Source organism: Bacillus sp. N6 (assembly GCF_052805735.1).
The window spans coordinates 3,142,466-3,157,180 of record NZ_CM127843.1 but is presented as its reverse complement, the minus strand read 5'-3'; the positions used below and the strand labels follow the sequence as shown (position 1 = coordinate 3,157,180).

Here is a 14,715-nt window from a genome sequence, read left to right as displayed (position 1 = left end):
TCCCTTTTTTAGAGATTAACACATGAAAATGATAACTACTTTTGATCGTTACGCTAAATCTACTCAAAAAGAGTATACGGCCATGCAAAAGGAATACATTGAAGACATTCTTATCCCTGTAGTGACAGAGTTTATCGTTGGTTATACTGGCGTTGATTTTGAAGCTGAAGGGCGTGAATTCCCTAAATCTTATGAGGTTGTAGCGTTTAGATTAATAACTTATCACTTATCTGGCGAAGGTGCTGACGTTGTAAGTGAACAAATGGGATCGTATCGCGTTCAATATGGGCCAGAAGGGATTTATCCCAAAACATTATTAACAGGGCTATCAAGGCGAATGAGAACACCAAGTGTGCGTATTCGCGGACGTAGGCCAGAAGGAAGGTAACAAATGCGTATCGCGGGATTACTGGCCAAACACGGCAAACCTACGGAAATACAGCGTAAAGGCGAACGGGACAAGAAAAACCCGTATGACAAAGGCGAATTTAAGAAGATTAATGAGGTTGTAGCCATTGTTGATGAATTGGTAACAGGATCACCAGCGGGCTTTAAACAGGATCGCATTGTTAACTCAACTGACGCTATTATGTATTGTTCCGTTATTGATGTAAGGGCTGGCGATAAAGTTATACAAGATGGGAAAGAGTACCGTGCAACTAAAGCGTCAAACCCTTATAACTCTAACGATCATATAGAGGTCGCGCTGGATGTGTGGTCATAATGGGCGAATTCATATCAAGGCGCGCTGAATGTGAAAGAAGAACGGCGCAATTGCAAAAAGTGGCCCTTCAAAGAGCGATCAAACATATTGAAGCGCAAGCGAAGATAAACACCAGGAAAAAGAGTGGCGCAACAGCCAGAACAATTACAAGCAAAGTAACTGGTGAAGGTCAAAACTTACAGGCGATTGTGGGCGGGAACGATGACAATTTAATATACGAAGAATTCGGAACGGGTATTTATTCCGAAAAAAATGGCCGAAAAACACCGTGGAAGTACAAGGATAAAACCACAGGTAAATGGTACGTTACACGCGGTAAAAAAGGAACACGGGCCATGCGTAAAGCTGGAGAGAGTTCAAAAGGCCAAGTAAAACAAATTATTGCGCAAACAATGAAGGGTGGTATGGATAAATGATCCAGGTTGTTGAGTACGTCAATGAATTGTTGTGGGACATTGCTGATCCACTCGGAATTGATGTGCATTATGAGGAAGCTGTAGACGAAAATATACAACTACCTTACATGGTATTTGATCTGCAAAGTGACGCTACTATGAGTAAGTACAGTGAAAAGTTTACGGTAACCGTAAATATATGGGGTGTTTCAGAACACTTCAACAAACTGGACGTTGCGAGCCAGGAAATCTATGACGCGGTTGTAAATCGTACATTGATCAATGCATGTAAATCGCTAACGATCCAAACTGATTTTATATCTAGAATGAATCTTCCTGTCGATGATCTCGAAATGAGGTGTAAAGAAGTTAGATTCAGCCTAGTTAAATATAGAACGTCGGGACACGACACAAAATAACTCACGAGGTGACAAAGCATGATTGCACAATTTAATAAATTCACGCCAGAAAACATTGTATTGGGATCTGGTACAGGCATTTTCTTTAACTGGAAACAAGGCGAAGAAAAAATGATCGACGTAGGCGCTACACAAGGTGACTTGTCATTTACTTACGCACCTTCTTTAGAAGCTATTAAAGCACGCGGTGTGCGCGGTAAGGTGAAAGGCCTACAATATGTATCTGAATCAGAAACAAAAATGAAAGCGGGCTTCCTGGAGTGGATCAGAAAAGATTTAATCAAACACTTCTTGTTAAATGCCCAAATTCAAGAGTACACACAAGATGGAACGGGGCCAGGAAAAGTAAAAGGTAAAGGCGTAATCATTCGTGGAAATGAAAACCTTATGAACGCTTGTGGGGATGATGTTTACATTGATGACATTACTGTAATTGGTCGAAGTAATGACGGTAATGTTTATCGAATCACGATGTTTAACGCGTTACCTACATCTGGTTTTGAAGCTGTATTCAGTGAAGCTGAAGTTGCTCCAGAGGTGGAATTCACAGGACATAACGATCCAAACGATCCAATGACACCACCATTTGAAATTGAAATCTTTGAGCCAGACGGTAAGTGCGGGCCAGACTTTGAAAAAAATCATGCGCGCGTATTTATAGACGCTGAAAAGATCGAAGAATAAATAACAGAGGGTTTAGGCCCTCTTTCTAAATATTAAAATACTTATCTCAGAAGGGTGTTATATAAATGGAATCAGTACAATTCGAACTATTAAACGGTAATAAATACAATATGAAAGAGCCTAACGCAATGCAACGTATGGTTATTGCTGGTTTAGCTGGTAAACATCAATTATTAGGTGACGTACCTGCGAGTGACGTTGATAACTTCTTTAAAAGTGCGCGAAAGCAAGCTGAAGGGAAAAAGCTAACTGATAAAGAGAATTCAAGTATGTTCAACTTTGCAATGCTGTTAAACAACAAAATTCTGATGATGATGGGTGAAGATGCTGAAGCAATGTTCAACCTTATGGCGGGTATGTCAGACCTTCCTAAAGGTGAAATGAAAGAGTTATGTGGATCAGATTTTGACATTGTATTCAATGCATTTAAGCGTGTTGGTGGTATTTCGGCTTTTATGAAATCCGTGACGAACCTAAGCATGTAATAGGTACTATTATTGATCGCATGGCCAAACGTTACGGATCGTTAAAAGATGTGTTAGAACTTCCCTGGAGTTTCTTAATAGATTTATATATGACTGTAACGGACAAGGCTATTGAATACGATATGCGCTGGGACGCTTATATAAATAATCCTTTCCGTGATAAGTCATTTAGTGATTACTTAATTGAAACAGGTTACCGCGATAGGGGTAACAAATACAAAAAAGAAACAATCCCTGTTGAACAAGTCATGAAAAACGCGCGTGAGTTAAGTAAACAGTTTAGGAGGGAATAAGGTTGGAAGTATTCAAGATATTTGGAACACTAGGTTTAAAAGATACTGAATACAGGAACGGCCTAAGAAGGAGTGAGAACGAGGGGCGAAAAGCCTCTCAATCTATCTCTAATGGCTTTAATCCTGTTAATAAAACATTTGGCATGGTAGGCGCTAGCACTGTAGCAATGGGGATTGGCCTTGCTGGAGTTGCTGGCGCTTCTTTAGGTTTAGCAACTGGATTGGTCGGCGCTGTAAAAGAAGGTATGTCATTTGAAAAACAAATGAGTAAAGTACAGTCTATTAGCGGATCATCTGGCCATGAAATGGGAGAATTAACCGCAAAAGCTCGTGAATTAGGTAAGTCAACCCGCTATAGTTCCACTGAAGTTGCTGAAGGTTTCGAATTTATGTCTTTAGCTGGTTGGAATGCTAGCCAGCAAATTAGCGCGATTGGCCCGCTATTAAGTATGGCCACAGCTGGTAATATGGACTTAGGACGGGCAACCGACATTGTAACCGATACGATGACTGGTTTTGGGATGCAAGCGAATGAAGCTGGAAAAGCGTCTGATTTATTCGCGGTTACACAGTCAAAAACAAATACAAGTATTGATCAATTAGGGGAAGCAATGAAATATGTTGCGCCAGTTGCAAACTCGTTTGGTATGAACTTATCAGACACAAACGTTATCCTGGGTGAATTCGCAAATGCTGGTACAAAAGGATCAATGGCGGGTACTGCTTTGCGTGCTGGTCTATCTCGTTTAGCTGGGCCACCTAAAGAAGCGAGTAAAGCCCTTGACGCGTTGGGAGTTTCGACAACTAACACTGATGGATCAATGAGAAATATACGCGATATTGTCGGCGATTTATCAAAAGGTTTCAGTAATTTATCACAAGAACAACAAATTGTTTCCGCAAAAGCTATTTTTGGACAAGAAGCCTTTTCTGCATGGTTGCCAGTTATTAAAGGCGGTACAGCGGAATTTGATAGATTAAAACGCTACATGGATATGTCGAGCGGGTCTGCTGATATGATGGCCAAAGTCATGTCTAACAACCTTGATGGGGCAACTAAAAACATGATGTCAAGTGCGTCAAACCTGGGGTTGGTTTTATACGACAAAATGACACCAGCCTTAATGAGTGCAACAAATGGAACAACTGGGCTTATAGAAGGCATCACGAACTATCTTGATCCAACTGGACAAGCTGTAGAAGCAACGCAATTGCTGGCGGGTACGAAAAACCAGTTAGCAATGGAAGAATTGATTTTACAGAATGAACTGAAACAAGGGATTATAAACGAAGATCAATACACGGAGAAAAAGAGACAAGCGAAACAAGTTATGGAAGAAAACCTAACTGCAAAAGGTATGTTAGCGACTAAAGAACAAGAATTGGCTCAACAACTTGATGCGGGATTGATCACACAAGAGCAATATGACGCACAAATGCGAGAAGCGAAAGTTGTCATGGAACAACGCGCCGAAGCTGTACGTTTAGCCCAGGAAAAGGAAGCACAATGGTCCGCTGTAATTGAGGGAATCATGGGGCCTTTACAAACTTTAGGTACTGCCTTTGTTGATTTATGGAATGCAAAGTCTGGTGAAGGTGTCCCGAATAGTGCAAAAGAGATTTTCACACAAATGGGGCTATCTCCAGAAGCGCAAGAAATGGCAATGGCTGTTATTGAAGGTGTTAAACAGGGTGTTGATTTGATCATGGCCCTGGTTACGGGTGATTGGGGAGAAGCTAGCAAGATAGCGGAAAAGATCGGACTAACGCCACAAACTCAACAAACAATAGCTGACGTTGTAACAGGCGTTATCAGTATTGTAACAAACTTAGCTAGCGGTGTAATGTCTCTTATCGGCCCTATTGGATCGTTCATATCTATGTGCTGGGATGGCATTTTACAGGTTACTAATGCTGTTTGGGGTGCCATTTCTCCATATGTAACAACTATAGTAAACCAGGTGAATTCTGTTGTAACATCGGTAATCGGCCGTGTGAAATCATTCTGGGATAATAACAACCAGGCAATAAAACAGATAACTGAAGTTATTTGGGGTGTAATTTCGGTAGTATTCCAAACAGCACTAAACGTTATCCTGGGCATTATAACAACTGTTTTTCCTGTAGTTCGTGGTATTATCGAAACGGTAATGAACGCGATACAATTAGTAATATCACTTGTTTTAAACTTGATCACTGGAAATTGGGAAGGTGTCTGGAATTCAATAGTTACATTCTTCCAACAAACATGGGATACGATAGTGAATGTTGCTGACGGTGTTTTAAACGGCCTGTTATCATTTTTTCAGGGTACTGTTAACACAATAGGTACAGTGTTCAAAGTTGTAACAAAAGCTATAGGCGGGCCATTTGAAGACGCTTGGAAGATTGTTGATAAAGTTGTCGGATGGATTGGAAAAGCTGTAGATAAAGTGAAAGGTTTCATAAGTGGTATAGCAGATTCTGCAAAGGCTGTTGGCGGTGCTGTCGCTGGCGCTCTAGGTTTTTCTGCTCCTGCTCCTGCATCTGGTGGTGGCCGTAGTATGGCTGTATCCGCTAGTGTTGGCGGTTTCGCAAACGGTGGTGTATTTAAACCAGGTATGGAACGTATGGTTAAAATCGGTGACGCTAAAGGCTACGATGAAGCGATCATGCCATTAAATGACGATGTATTCCAGAAGATCGGAAACGGTGTAGCGGAATCGTTAGGCGGTGTTAGCGACAAAGACAAGGAAATTCATTTGCGAGCAACTGTAGAAATGGATGGAAAGGCTGTAGGTGAATTGGTGGCCGACACTGTAGAACGTGTAAACACTAGAAAGAAAGAAACTAGAAAACTATTTTAAGAGGTGAAAGAATGAAGTGTTTTGATAAATTAGCATTCTTTAGTTTTAATGGAAAAAGAAATGATAAGGTGATTCCATTACAGGGCGTTAAACGTCCTGCATGGGCGCCTATTGAACGATCGTTCTTAGAAGTACCACATTATCCTGGCGGGCGCTTATTGCGTACAGAAACGAAAATGAGAGAAATTTTAATACCAGTAGCATTTATGTATGAAACATCGGAACAAGGTGAAAAGTTAAAAGAAGAATTGGCCGATTGGCTTTATACGGATCAGCCAGCCGAATTAATTTTCGATGACGAAAAAGATCGTACTTATTTAGCTGTTATTGACGATGAACTTGATCCAGATCAATTAGTCGATATTGGACAAGGTACGTTGAAGTTCATATGTCCTATGCCTTATAAATTAGGCGCTGTACAAACCATTGATTTTAAACAGGACTGGACGACGGAACAAAACGCATATTTTCGCAATAAAGGTACAATAGAAGCTAAGCCTATTATCGAATTAGAAATGACTAAGCCCGCGACAAATCTTGATGTATGGTTTGGTAAATATCCACAAGAACGCCAGTATTTCCGTATCGGTCAACCTATGTCGATCAATGACAAACCTGTCCAGGAGAATGAACGCGTATTGTGGGACGAAATGAACAACCTGGTCGGATGGACTGACGCGGGGAAGACAGTACCAGGAATGGAAAGTACGGGTAAATTTAGAGTTAATTCTGGTAGATATGCATTTGAAGTTGAAGATTTTGGGACGCCTAAACAGGGAGCGTTCACAGGCCCTATTTTAAAACGATCAATTCCAGGCGGGCCGTTAACAGACTTTAAAGTTGAAGCATACGTAACCCTAAAATGTAAAGACCCTGGAGAAATGGGCCGTGTATCACTATTCTTATTGGATGAACAAGGTGATTTAGTGGCCGATATTAACATGAATGATCTTTATTGGACTGTAGAACGCGCGCACGGATATGCAAGGATCGGAAATAGTATGCAACCGAACAACACTAGAAAAATGTATGATTCTGCTGGTGGTGGAAATACAGCATTCAATAACTTTTATGGCCGTATCTCTTTAGCTAGACGCGGGAAAACGTGGTCTGTATATTTTGCTAGGTTTAGAACAGGAACGGAAATAGACGACGCAAGCGCGGTGCAATTCTTTACAGACGATGAAAACAACCCTATGACGGTAACAGGCCGAAGAGTGGCCCAAATCGCTATTGGTATTCAACGCTGGCAAGATCACAGGTTTGTCAATGATATGAGAATTGATGATCTGAAAATTTGGAAGGTTAATAAGGTCGGAACAGGTGGCAAGCCTTATTTGCTAGACACTGGCGACAAAATTATAATAGATACAGAGCGTTCGCTTGTTACGATCAATGGAAAGGACGCTATTTCCGCTAAAGATATTTTTAGTTCATTCCCTAAGATCATAAGAGGGGAGAACAGACTTTCAATTATGCCACCAGATATAAAGGCAAAAGTAACATATAGAGAGAGGTACAGATAATAAATGCAAAATACCGAACTTCACATAATAGATTTTAAAACACAATCAATCGTGGCAACATTCCAGGATCAAGATTATTGGGATGATATGCGTGAGTGGGAATTAAAAAACAATGTTGACATTCTAGAATTCAAAGTCTTTGACGGAACGCGCCAGGCTATAGCATTACAGCAACAAAACTTAGTGTTGCGCCAGGATCGTGAAGGAAATGTAATTCCATACACTATTGAAGACGAAGTTGAAAAAACGGCAAGTGATCGTTCTATTACAGTTAGGGCGGTCGGATCATGGACAGGATTAAGAAAGGCCAACTTTATTCGTCCACAAAAGTTAGAAGGGTTAACAGCACATCAATATGTAGCGCTTGCAACTGCTGGTACTAAGTGGCAACCAGGGAATATTGCTTATGCTTCCTTTAGAACAATGACACTAGACGAATTCACAGACCCTCTAACTCTATTAAAGAAAACAGCAACTTTATTTAACTTAGAATTGAATTATCGTGTAGAAGTAGACGGAAACACTATAACAGGTTGGTTCGTTGATCTAGTCGAAAAGATTGGACGCGTTACACGAAAAGAAATCGAACTAGGAAAAGACTTGATCAATGTAACACGTATTGAACACACTAAAAATATTTGTACGGCCCTGCTTGGTTTCGCGCGTGGTGAGGATAATGAAGTTATCACAATAGAAAAGATCAACAACGGATCACCTTACATTGTTGATAATGAAGCATTTCAGCGCTGGAGTGAGAACGGCCAACATAAATACGGTTTCTATCAACCAGAAACAGAAGGAGAAATTGACGCAAAACGTTTAATGACTCTTATGAAAACTGAAATGGAGAAAAGAAAGAATTCTTCAGTCGGTTATGAGGTGGACGCGTTAGATATTGCTGAAGTGTTCGGCCTACGTCATGAATTGATCATGAAAGGTGATACGATCGGAATTAAAGACACGGCGTTTACACCTGCCTTGTATTTAGAAGCGCGAGCGATCGGTGGGAAAGAGTCTAATACTAATCCAGATAGAAACAAATATACTTTCGGTGAATATCATGAAATCGTTGATTATGACGCGGAAATGAGAAGAATGTATAACCGTGTTCAAGGATTACTTGAAAATAAAGCTGGTAAACCTATGCTGGATCAGCTCAACAAACTTGTCCAGGAACAAGAAAGCAAAATGAATGAAGTTATTGAAACTAACAAGCGTGTAACAGAGATTACAGAGAAGTTAAATGAAATGGTTACAAATAATTCAGTTACGATCCACGACGGCCCAAACGCGCCAACAGAAGGATTAAAAGAAGGGAAATCATTATGGTTGGACACTTCAAACGGAAAACCTGGCATTCTGAAAATCTGGCGTGGTGGTAAGTGGGAAGATGTAACAGAAGATTTTTCTGGACTGGAGAAGGAAATCCGTGACCAGGTTGCAAAAGATGTGCAAGAAAAGACAAATCAATTAAACAAAAGTGTATCAGATATGGAAAAACGCGCTGGAGAAGTCGAAAAGAAAGCTGAATCATTAGAAACTAAAGCTAACGATCTAAACAAAGAAATAGAAGGTTTAAAGGGTGGTGTACAGTCTTTAGATCAGATCACAAAAGAGATAAAAGAAACGGAACGCGGTACACAAGAAACATTGAAGGAATTGAAGGTTAACGGCCAAAAAGTTGATCAAACAATTGTACAGATCGGAAAGTCTTTAGAAGGTTTCAACACTTCTATTAGTCAGATTAAGAAAGACGCGGAAACGACTAGCAAAACAGTAGCGGAACAGCAACAAACAATAAGCGGCTTTAGTCAGTCTATTCAGAAACTAGAAACCACTGATAAAACGATCAATGAAACATTAGTTAAACAGCAACAATCTTTAAATGGTTTTACAAATGAGATCAGCCAGTTAAAAAAGAAAGATGGAGAAATTAACGAAACGTTAGTTAAACACCAGCAATCTTTAAACGGGTTCACAAATGAGATCAGCCAGTTAAAGAAAACTGACGGAGAACTAAAAGAAATCACCGTAAAACAAGAACAGTCGATCAAGGGTATTTCTAATTCTATTGTTGAAGTTAACAAAAACATTAGTGGTCAGTCGCAAAAAATAAACACGCTAGAAAGTACAGTTGACGGAAATAAAAAGTTGATCCAGAAAGTTGAAACAGACGTCAAGAACATGGACACTGATGTAATTAACCTTATGAGAGGTACAAAGGAATTAATACCACCAACTTATTTTAAAGGTGAATCAGTTGCCCTTTCTAAAGATCGTTTTAATGATAATGCTGTAGTCGATATTTTGGGAGCATGGCACGGCCTGGCCTATCACTTCACAATCCTTAAAAATGAAGGTAAATTGAATTTAGGCGACACGGTAACATATTCCGTTTGGGTTAGGATAAAAGGCGCTAAAGATGGCGAGAGAATGCAACAAAGCATGTATGATGGTTTAGGTTTCGGCCCAGAGGTAGAGAGCGCCACAAACCAATGGAAACAGGTTAGTGGATCATTTAAGATTGAACAAAAACACCTTGACTCTAAAGATAATGTTATTCGTGTTGAAGCCTGGGAAAGTTCGCACGCTAAAGGGTGGGTTTATCAACAGTCTAGTCCTATGTTATCAGTAACTAAAAAGGCGTACCCGTGGAGACAAGCGCCAGAAGATACAGTAAGTGAGGGGAAATTCACAAGCGTTACAACAGAGATCAAAGAAGAAGCGGGAAGAATTTCTACAAAGTTAGAAAAAGTTGAAGCGCGCACGGTCGGCGGTGAAAACTGGATTATTAATACAGGTCGAAATCAAAGACCACAAACAATCGGAATGGTCGGCGGTGCAATGCTTAATAAGGCTGGCCACTCGTTCCACGAGGATTACATGATTGTCGAATGTACAGATCAAACCGACTCTTTCTATCAATTCCATTTAGATAATACGAAAATGGGAGACTATGAAAAAGGGAAAGATATGACATTTAGTGTCGATCTACAGAATGATGTTCATGTTGATTTTCTTGTATTCCAATTTATCAATGGATCATGGACAGAAAACCTTCAAACTGGCTTCCCTGCTGGCGGTTGGTCAAGAAGATCATTTACATTCCAGATAGACGGACGCGCCACGGGTTGGGGTATGCGTTTAAGGTTTGCGAGATCAGAAGCGTCTAAAGGTAAGAAGTTCGGCTTTAAACGTCCTAAACTGGAAAAGGGATCAGTACCGACGGACTTTAGTAAGTCAACTTATGAGTTAGAACAAAGTGTTGACGGTGTAACAGAGCGTATAACAAAAACAGAGTCTGTCGTTAATGACGCTGGTGATCGTAACTATGTACGAAACGGGGATTTCACGCACTATTGGGCTGACAATGATTTAGGTTGGGACAAAGCCCTAAACGGCAATTTGCGCTCTGGAAACTGGTCTACAGGTTATAACAACGGTACTACAGACCCTACAAAGGGTTATCACATGCACGTAAATGATAAAAAGTTTGGTTATCCTGTAGTTGCTGTAATTAATAAGAATGGCCCGATCGTAGGCGGTAAAAGGTGGCTTGGGTTATCTCAAGGCATGCCAAAAAGTTTCGTCAACGATTTCCAGCCAGGTGATACATTTACAATCGCTGTAGATGTATGGACAGAAACAGCAAACAATAAACTGGCAATAGGCTTCCATCACTTTATTACTGGAAATAACACACAAAGTTTCTACAGTGGTTGTCCAGAACTAATGATTAACCCTGTTAAAAAGTGGGTTAGAATTCATTTTACAGGAAAATTAGAAGCCAGAACAGACATGTCGAAGGCGTTTAATTTATATGTTTACGGTGATCGTTCAAATGATGGTAGTGAGTGCTATTTCAAAAATGTATCTGTATTAAAAGGATCAATGCCGAAAACGTTCGCGCCCTCACCAGAAGACGGAGTGAAAGAGACATTGTTCAACGAAAAAGTAACGGAGATCACGAAGGACGCTGACGGGATCAAAACGAACGTGAAAAACTTGACTGAACTAACAACGAAACAGGGTCAACAGATCACAAGTTCAGAAACTCAAATGAAACAATTGTCAGATGAATTGAGCGCAAAAATGACATCTAAACAGGTTGAAGACTACGTTGCGGGCGTTGGCTCTACAAACGAATTGCGAAATGCATCATTTTCACAAAACGAAAAGTATTGGATATTCAATAAAACAGAAGGCGCAACATCTAGTATAGATAAAAATCTAACATACAAAGGGAATGCGTCGTTCTTATTCACTTCTACAGGGCTAACACAAAACAGGTGGTTCGGCATTACTGGTGAGTTTATACCTTGTCAATCTGGCGAAGACTTTGTTTCTTCTGCATATTTCATTACTGACGGAAAACCACCAGCTTTCGACGCTGGAACAGGTTGTTTTATTGAAATAGAATGGTGGAGCGCTGACAAGAAAACTAGAATAGCGACAAATAGAACTAGGGTTGAGCTTACTAATCACATTTGGAGAAGGTTCGAAATAACAACGAAAGCGCCAGCTAATACAGGCTTCATAAGATTCCGTGTTTACAATGAGCGTAACGGCCGTTTTTGGATGGCGTGCCCTATGTTGCAACGTGGTAAAGTTGCAAGTGAGTTTATGGAAAACCCAAAAGACATTACCGACGTTGACTATCTGCGTGAAGAACTTGCAAAACGTATCGCAACAGAACAATACAACCAGAAGGTCACAGAGTTAGAAAGATCAATCAAAGCAAATAAAGACGGCATTGATCTAAGGGCAACGAAAACAGAAGTTTACACAAGGGTACAAGCTGACGGAACTTTTGCGAAGGACGCACATGTAAAAACGTTAGAGGGTAGAATCCAGGTTAACGAAAAAAATATCAATCTATCAGTAAAAGAAAACAACCTAATCGCAAGTATTAACTTGACAAAAGAAACAGCAACGATCCAGGCAAGTAAGATAAACCTTATCGGTGCAATTACGGCCCAACATTTCCAGGCTAACACTATCAAGGGTGTTAAATATGAAAGTCATAACGCTAAAGACGCAACAAACAGAGTTGAAATATTCAACAGTATCATTAAAAGTTTTGGCCCGTTGGACAAATCTAGAAACGCTCAAAACTATGCCGAGTTAAAAGAAGGTGGCCTACAGGTTTACGAAGTAGCGCCGAACGGTTCACCTTATGGCGGGAAGCATGTTGAAGCATTGCCGGGCCGTTTAAATGTTACTAGTGATCGCTGGTCTTCAGCTATAGAGCCTAGTGAGTTTAGAATCTGGGCCCCGAATAACCTGGCAACAATCGCATTAGGTGAAGTACCGCTTGCAACTGATGGTTACGGGTTGCGTTTAACTGCTCCAGAGGGAATCATGGTACAAGCAACGCAAGGATCAACGCGTCCAACAATCCAATTCAACCCTCCAGAAGCCATTTACTTTGATGGATTCGGAAATATCGTAGGCGGTAAATATGCAAAGGATTGGTCTACATGGTCTATCAAAGACGCACAAGGTAGACTTAAATATATAACGGGCGTCGGTGTCGGATCATCGCAAACAACGGAATACTCTTCATATGGTGGCGGTCATGCGTTTAACCACAACGGAACACGCCTTTGTGCAATGTGGATTCAAGGCGCTAACTGGATGCAACAATTTGGAACACACGCCATTTTCAAATGGCAAAATAATGCAAGACGTTTTGAATTCCGTACAGGTGACGACGGCGGTTGGTCTAACGCTACGGCGGGATCATTCCAAAACGCGTCTTCACTAGTTTGGAAAAAAGACATTAGCAACTTTGAAGGATCAGCATTAGAAATAATTCTAGAAACTGACATCATGACTTACCGTTACAAGAACATTGAGTCAGCCCAGTTTGTTGATGTGGAAGGGAATGTGATTGAATCAGATCAAGAAATCGGCGAAGCATACGGCCCTGTTCGTGTAGGTGTTATTTCCGAATTCGCGCCAAAATTAATTGCTAATGAAGATGGTTCTGCTGTCGATCTTTACGCGATGATTTCACTAGGTTGGAAAGGAATACAGGAGAATCACAAAGATATACAAGATAAAGACAAACGTTTAAATGATCAAGAAACTAGAATGAAAGATTTAGAAATTACTATGAAAAATCAAAGTGATACAATTTCCACTCTAGAAACAAAGTTAAACCAGGTGTTAGAATTATTAGGAAAGGAATGAGAAACTAAAATGGAAAATTTCATCATGGAGCAACTTGCAAGTGGCGGCGTTGTCGGTTTATGTATCGGTGGGTTTGCTTGGCTTTTCCGTTATGTCTTAAAGCGTAACGAGATAAGGGAAGAGAAGCTAGAAAACACTATCGAAAGAGGTGTCGAACGAGAAAAAGAATATGTAACAGTCATTAGAGACAATCAAGACATTATGAAACAACAAGCTGAATCAATTCGAGATATTGGCGAGATTAAACATATATTACAAATTAAAACGAAAGAAAAAGAAGTGGACGAAGTGCATTGATTTAATATCAGCGCACTTAAATCCAATTCTATTAAACAAAATTAGAGAGGTTGATTACATGCAAATCAAACAAATGTTAGTACCAGAAAGCCGTTACCCTACTTTATGTCCTAATCCTATGACGCCAACGGAAATTACTTTCCATAATACTTATAATGACGCCCCAGCAATTAATGAGCGAAACAATGTCGCTAACAACTCAACCGGAACAAGTTTTCACATTGCTGTAGACGATAAAGAAGCAATTCAATTAATTCCATTCAATCGCAACGCGTGGCACGCTGGAGACGGCGCAAACGGACGTGGTAACCGCCATTCTATTGGAGTTGAGATATGTTATTCTAAATCTGGTGGCTCACGCTATGAACAGGCTGTAAAAAACGCGATCATTGTCATTAGACAGTTAATGGATCAGTTCAATATTCCAATCGACCGCGTTAAAACACACCAGGAACGAAACGGAAAATATTGTCCTCATCGTATGTTGGCTGAGGGTCGTGTGGAGTGGTTTAAACAACAGTTAGTTTCTGGCGATTATGTACCACCTGAACCAACACCACAACCTCAACCACAATTACCTTCTGGACAATATGATTCTAGTTGGTTTGCTAGAGAGCGCGGAGCATTCACCTTGAATACAACTATCAATTTACGTACAGCTCCATTCAGTAACGCGCCATTAATCGCGACTCTTTCAAAGGGTCAATCAGTTTCATATGATGGCTATGGCATTGAGCAAGATGGTCACGTTTGGATTAGACAACCACGAGCAAACGGAACATATGGTTACATGGCAACTGGTAAGAGCGCAAACGGAAAGCGTGTAGATTATTGGGGATCATTTAAATAAA

12 protein-coding genes are annotated in these 14,715 nt (G+C 40.4%); all 12 read left to right on the top strand.

Translation table 11 applies throughout. The features are described 5' to 3' along the window. Positions 1-22 precede the first annotated feature (22 nt). The 12 genes from ACUXVC_RS16175 to ACUXVC_RS16120 all read left to right on the top strand — a co-directional run bounded on the left by ACUXVC_RS16175 (position 23) and on the right by ACUXVC_RS16120 (position 14,714). Positions 23-388 carry a hypothetical protein gene (locus ACUXVC_RS16175; RefSeq protein WP_000782183.1) on the top strand — a complete coding sequence of 122 codons (366 nt, stop codon included), beginning with the start codon at positions 23-25 and terminating at the stop codon, positions 386-388. Between the two features lie 3 nt (positions 389-391). Continuing rightward, positions 392-724 carry a hypothetical protein gene (locus tag ACUXVC_RS16170; protein WP_061660391.1) on the top strand — a complete coding sequence of 111 codons (333 nt, stop codon included), beginning with the start codon at positions 392-394 and terminating at the stop codon, positions 722-724. Continuing rightward, positions 724-1,140: a hypothetical protein gene (locus tag ACUXVC_RS16165; RefSeq protein WP_061660390.1), complete on the top strand. Its 417-nt coding sequence runs from the start codon at positions 724-726 to the stop codon at positions 1,138-1,140. Before ACUXVC_RS16170 ends, ACUXVC_RS16165 begins: the two co-directional genes overlap by 1 nt. Further along, positions 1,137-1,538, top strand: a complete 402-nt coding sequence (locus tag ACUXVC_RS16160; RefSeq protein WP_061660389.1) for a hypothetical protein — start codon at positions 1,137-1,139, stop codon at positions 1,536-1,538. The genes ACUXVC_RS16165 and ACUXVC_RS16160 overlap by 4 nt, the downstream gene beginning before the upstream one ends. 18 nt (positions 1,539-1,556) lie before the next feature. Further along, positions 1,557-2,222, top strand: coding sequence for a hypothetical protein (locus ACUXVC_RS16155; RefSeq protein ID WP_061660388.1), 666 nt, complete (start codon positions 1,557-1,559; stop codon positions 2,220-2,222). A 65-nt stretch (positions 2,223-2,287) separates the two neighbouring features. Further along, positions 2,288-2,707 (top strand): hypothetical protein, encoded by a 420-nt coding sequence (locus ACUXVC_RS16150; protein ID WP_061660387.1) that lies wholly within the window; start codon positions 2,288-2,290, stop codon positions 2,705-2,707. Positions 2,708-2,727: 20 nt separating this feature from the next. Next, positions 2,728-3,000 carry a hypothetical protein gene (locus ACUXVC_RS16145; protein ID WP_061660386.1) on the top strand — a complete coding sequence of 91 codons (273 nt, stop codon included), beginning with the start codon at positions 2,728-2,730 and terminating at the stop codon, positions 2,998-3,000. A gap of 2 nt (positions 3,001-3,002) precedes the next feature. After that, positions 3,003-5,846 carry a phage tail tape measure protein gene (locus ACUXVC_RS16140; protein WP_086396853.1) on the top strand — a complete coding sequence of 948 codons (2,844 nt, stop codon included), beginning with the start codon at positions 3,003-3,005 and terminating at the stop codon, positions 5,844-5,846. Between the two features lie 11 nt (positions 5,847-5,857). Further along, the gene (locus ACUXVC_RS16135) at positions 5,858-7,372 is read left to right on the top strand and encodes a distal tail protein Dit (RefSeq protein ID WP_086385031.1); all 1,515 of its coding nucleotides are present in this window, start codon (positions 5,858-5,860) and stop codon (positions 7,370-7,372) included. Positions 7,373-7,375: 3 nt separating this feature from the next. Further along, a complete protein-coding gene (locus ACUXVC_RS16130) occupies positions 7,376-13,567 on the top strand; it encodes a phage tail spike protein (RefSeq protein ID WP_446025753.1) in 6,192 nt (2,063 codons plus the stop codon). A 9-nt stretch (positions 13,568-13,576) separates the two neighbouring features. After that, positions 13,577-13,864, top strand: coding sequence for a hypothetical protein (locus ACUXVC_RS16125; protein ID WP_042598287.1), 288 nt, complete (start codon positions 13,577-13,579; stop codon positions 13,862-13,864). 58 nt (positions 13,865-13,922) lie between these two features. After that, positions 13,923-14,714, top strand: coding sequence for an N-acetylmuramoyl-L-alanine amidase (locus ACUXVC_RS16120; RefSeq protein WP_098519417.1), 792 nt, complete (start codon positions 13,923-13,925; stop codon positions 14,712-14,714). The last annotated feature ends 1 nt before the right edge of the window (position 14,715 follow it).

Bases quoted from the DNA above. Each gene is read 5' to 3' on its own strand.
- ACUXVC_RS16175 (WP_000782183.1), top strand. From the start codon at position 23: ATGAAAATGATAACTACTTTTGATCGTTACGCTAAATCTACTCAAAAA.
- ACUXVC_RS16170 (WP_061660391.1), top strand. From the start codon at position 392: ATGCGTATCGCGGGATTACTGGCCAAACACGGCAAACCTACGGAAATA.
- ACUXVC_RS16165 (WP_061660390.1), top strand. From the start codon at position 724: ATGGGCGAATTCATATCAAGGCGCGCTGAATGTGAAAGAAGAACGGCG.
- ACUXVC_RS16160 (WP_061660389.1), top strand. From the start codon at position 1,137: ATGATCCAGGTTGTTGAGTACGTCAATGAATTGTTGTGGGACATTGCT.
- ACUXVC_RS16155 (WP_061660388.1), top strand. From the start codon at position 1,557: ATGATTGCACAATTTAATAAATTCACGCCAGAAAACATTGTATTGGGA.
- ACUXVC_RS16150 (WP_061660387.1), top strand. From the start codon at position 2,288: ATGGAATCAGTACAATTCGAACTATTAAACGGTAATAAATACAATATG.
- ACUXVC_RS16145 (WP_061660386.1), top strand. From the start codon at position 2,728: ATGGCCAAACGTTACGGATCGTTAAAAGATGTGTTAGAACTTCCCTGG.
- ACUXVC_RS16135 (WP_086385031.1), top strand. From the start codon at position 5,858: ATGAAGTGTTTTGATAAATTAGCATTCTTTAGTTTTAATGGAAAAAGA.
- ACUXVC_RS16130 (WP_446025753.1), top strand. From the start codon at position 7,376: ATGCAAAATACCGAACTTCACATAATAGATTTTAAAACACAATCAATC.
- ACUXVC_RS16125 (WP_042598287.1), top strand. From the start codon at position 13,577: ATGGAAAATTTCATCATGGAGCAACTTGCAAGTGGCGGCGTTGTCGGT.
- ACUXVC_RS16120 (WP_098519417.1), top strand. From the start codon at position 13,923: ATGCAAATCAAACAAATGTTAGTACCAGAAAGCCGTTACCCTACTTTA.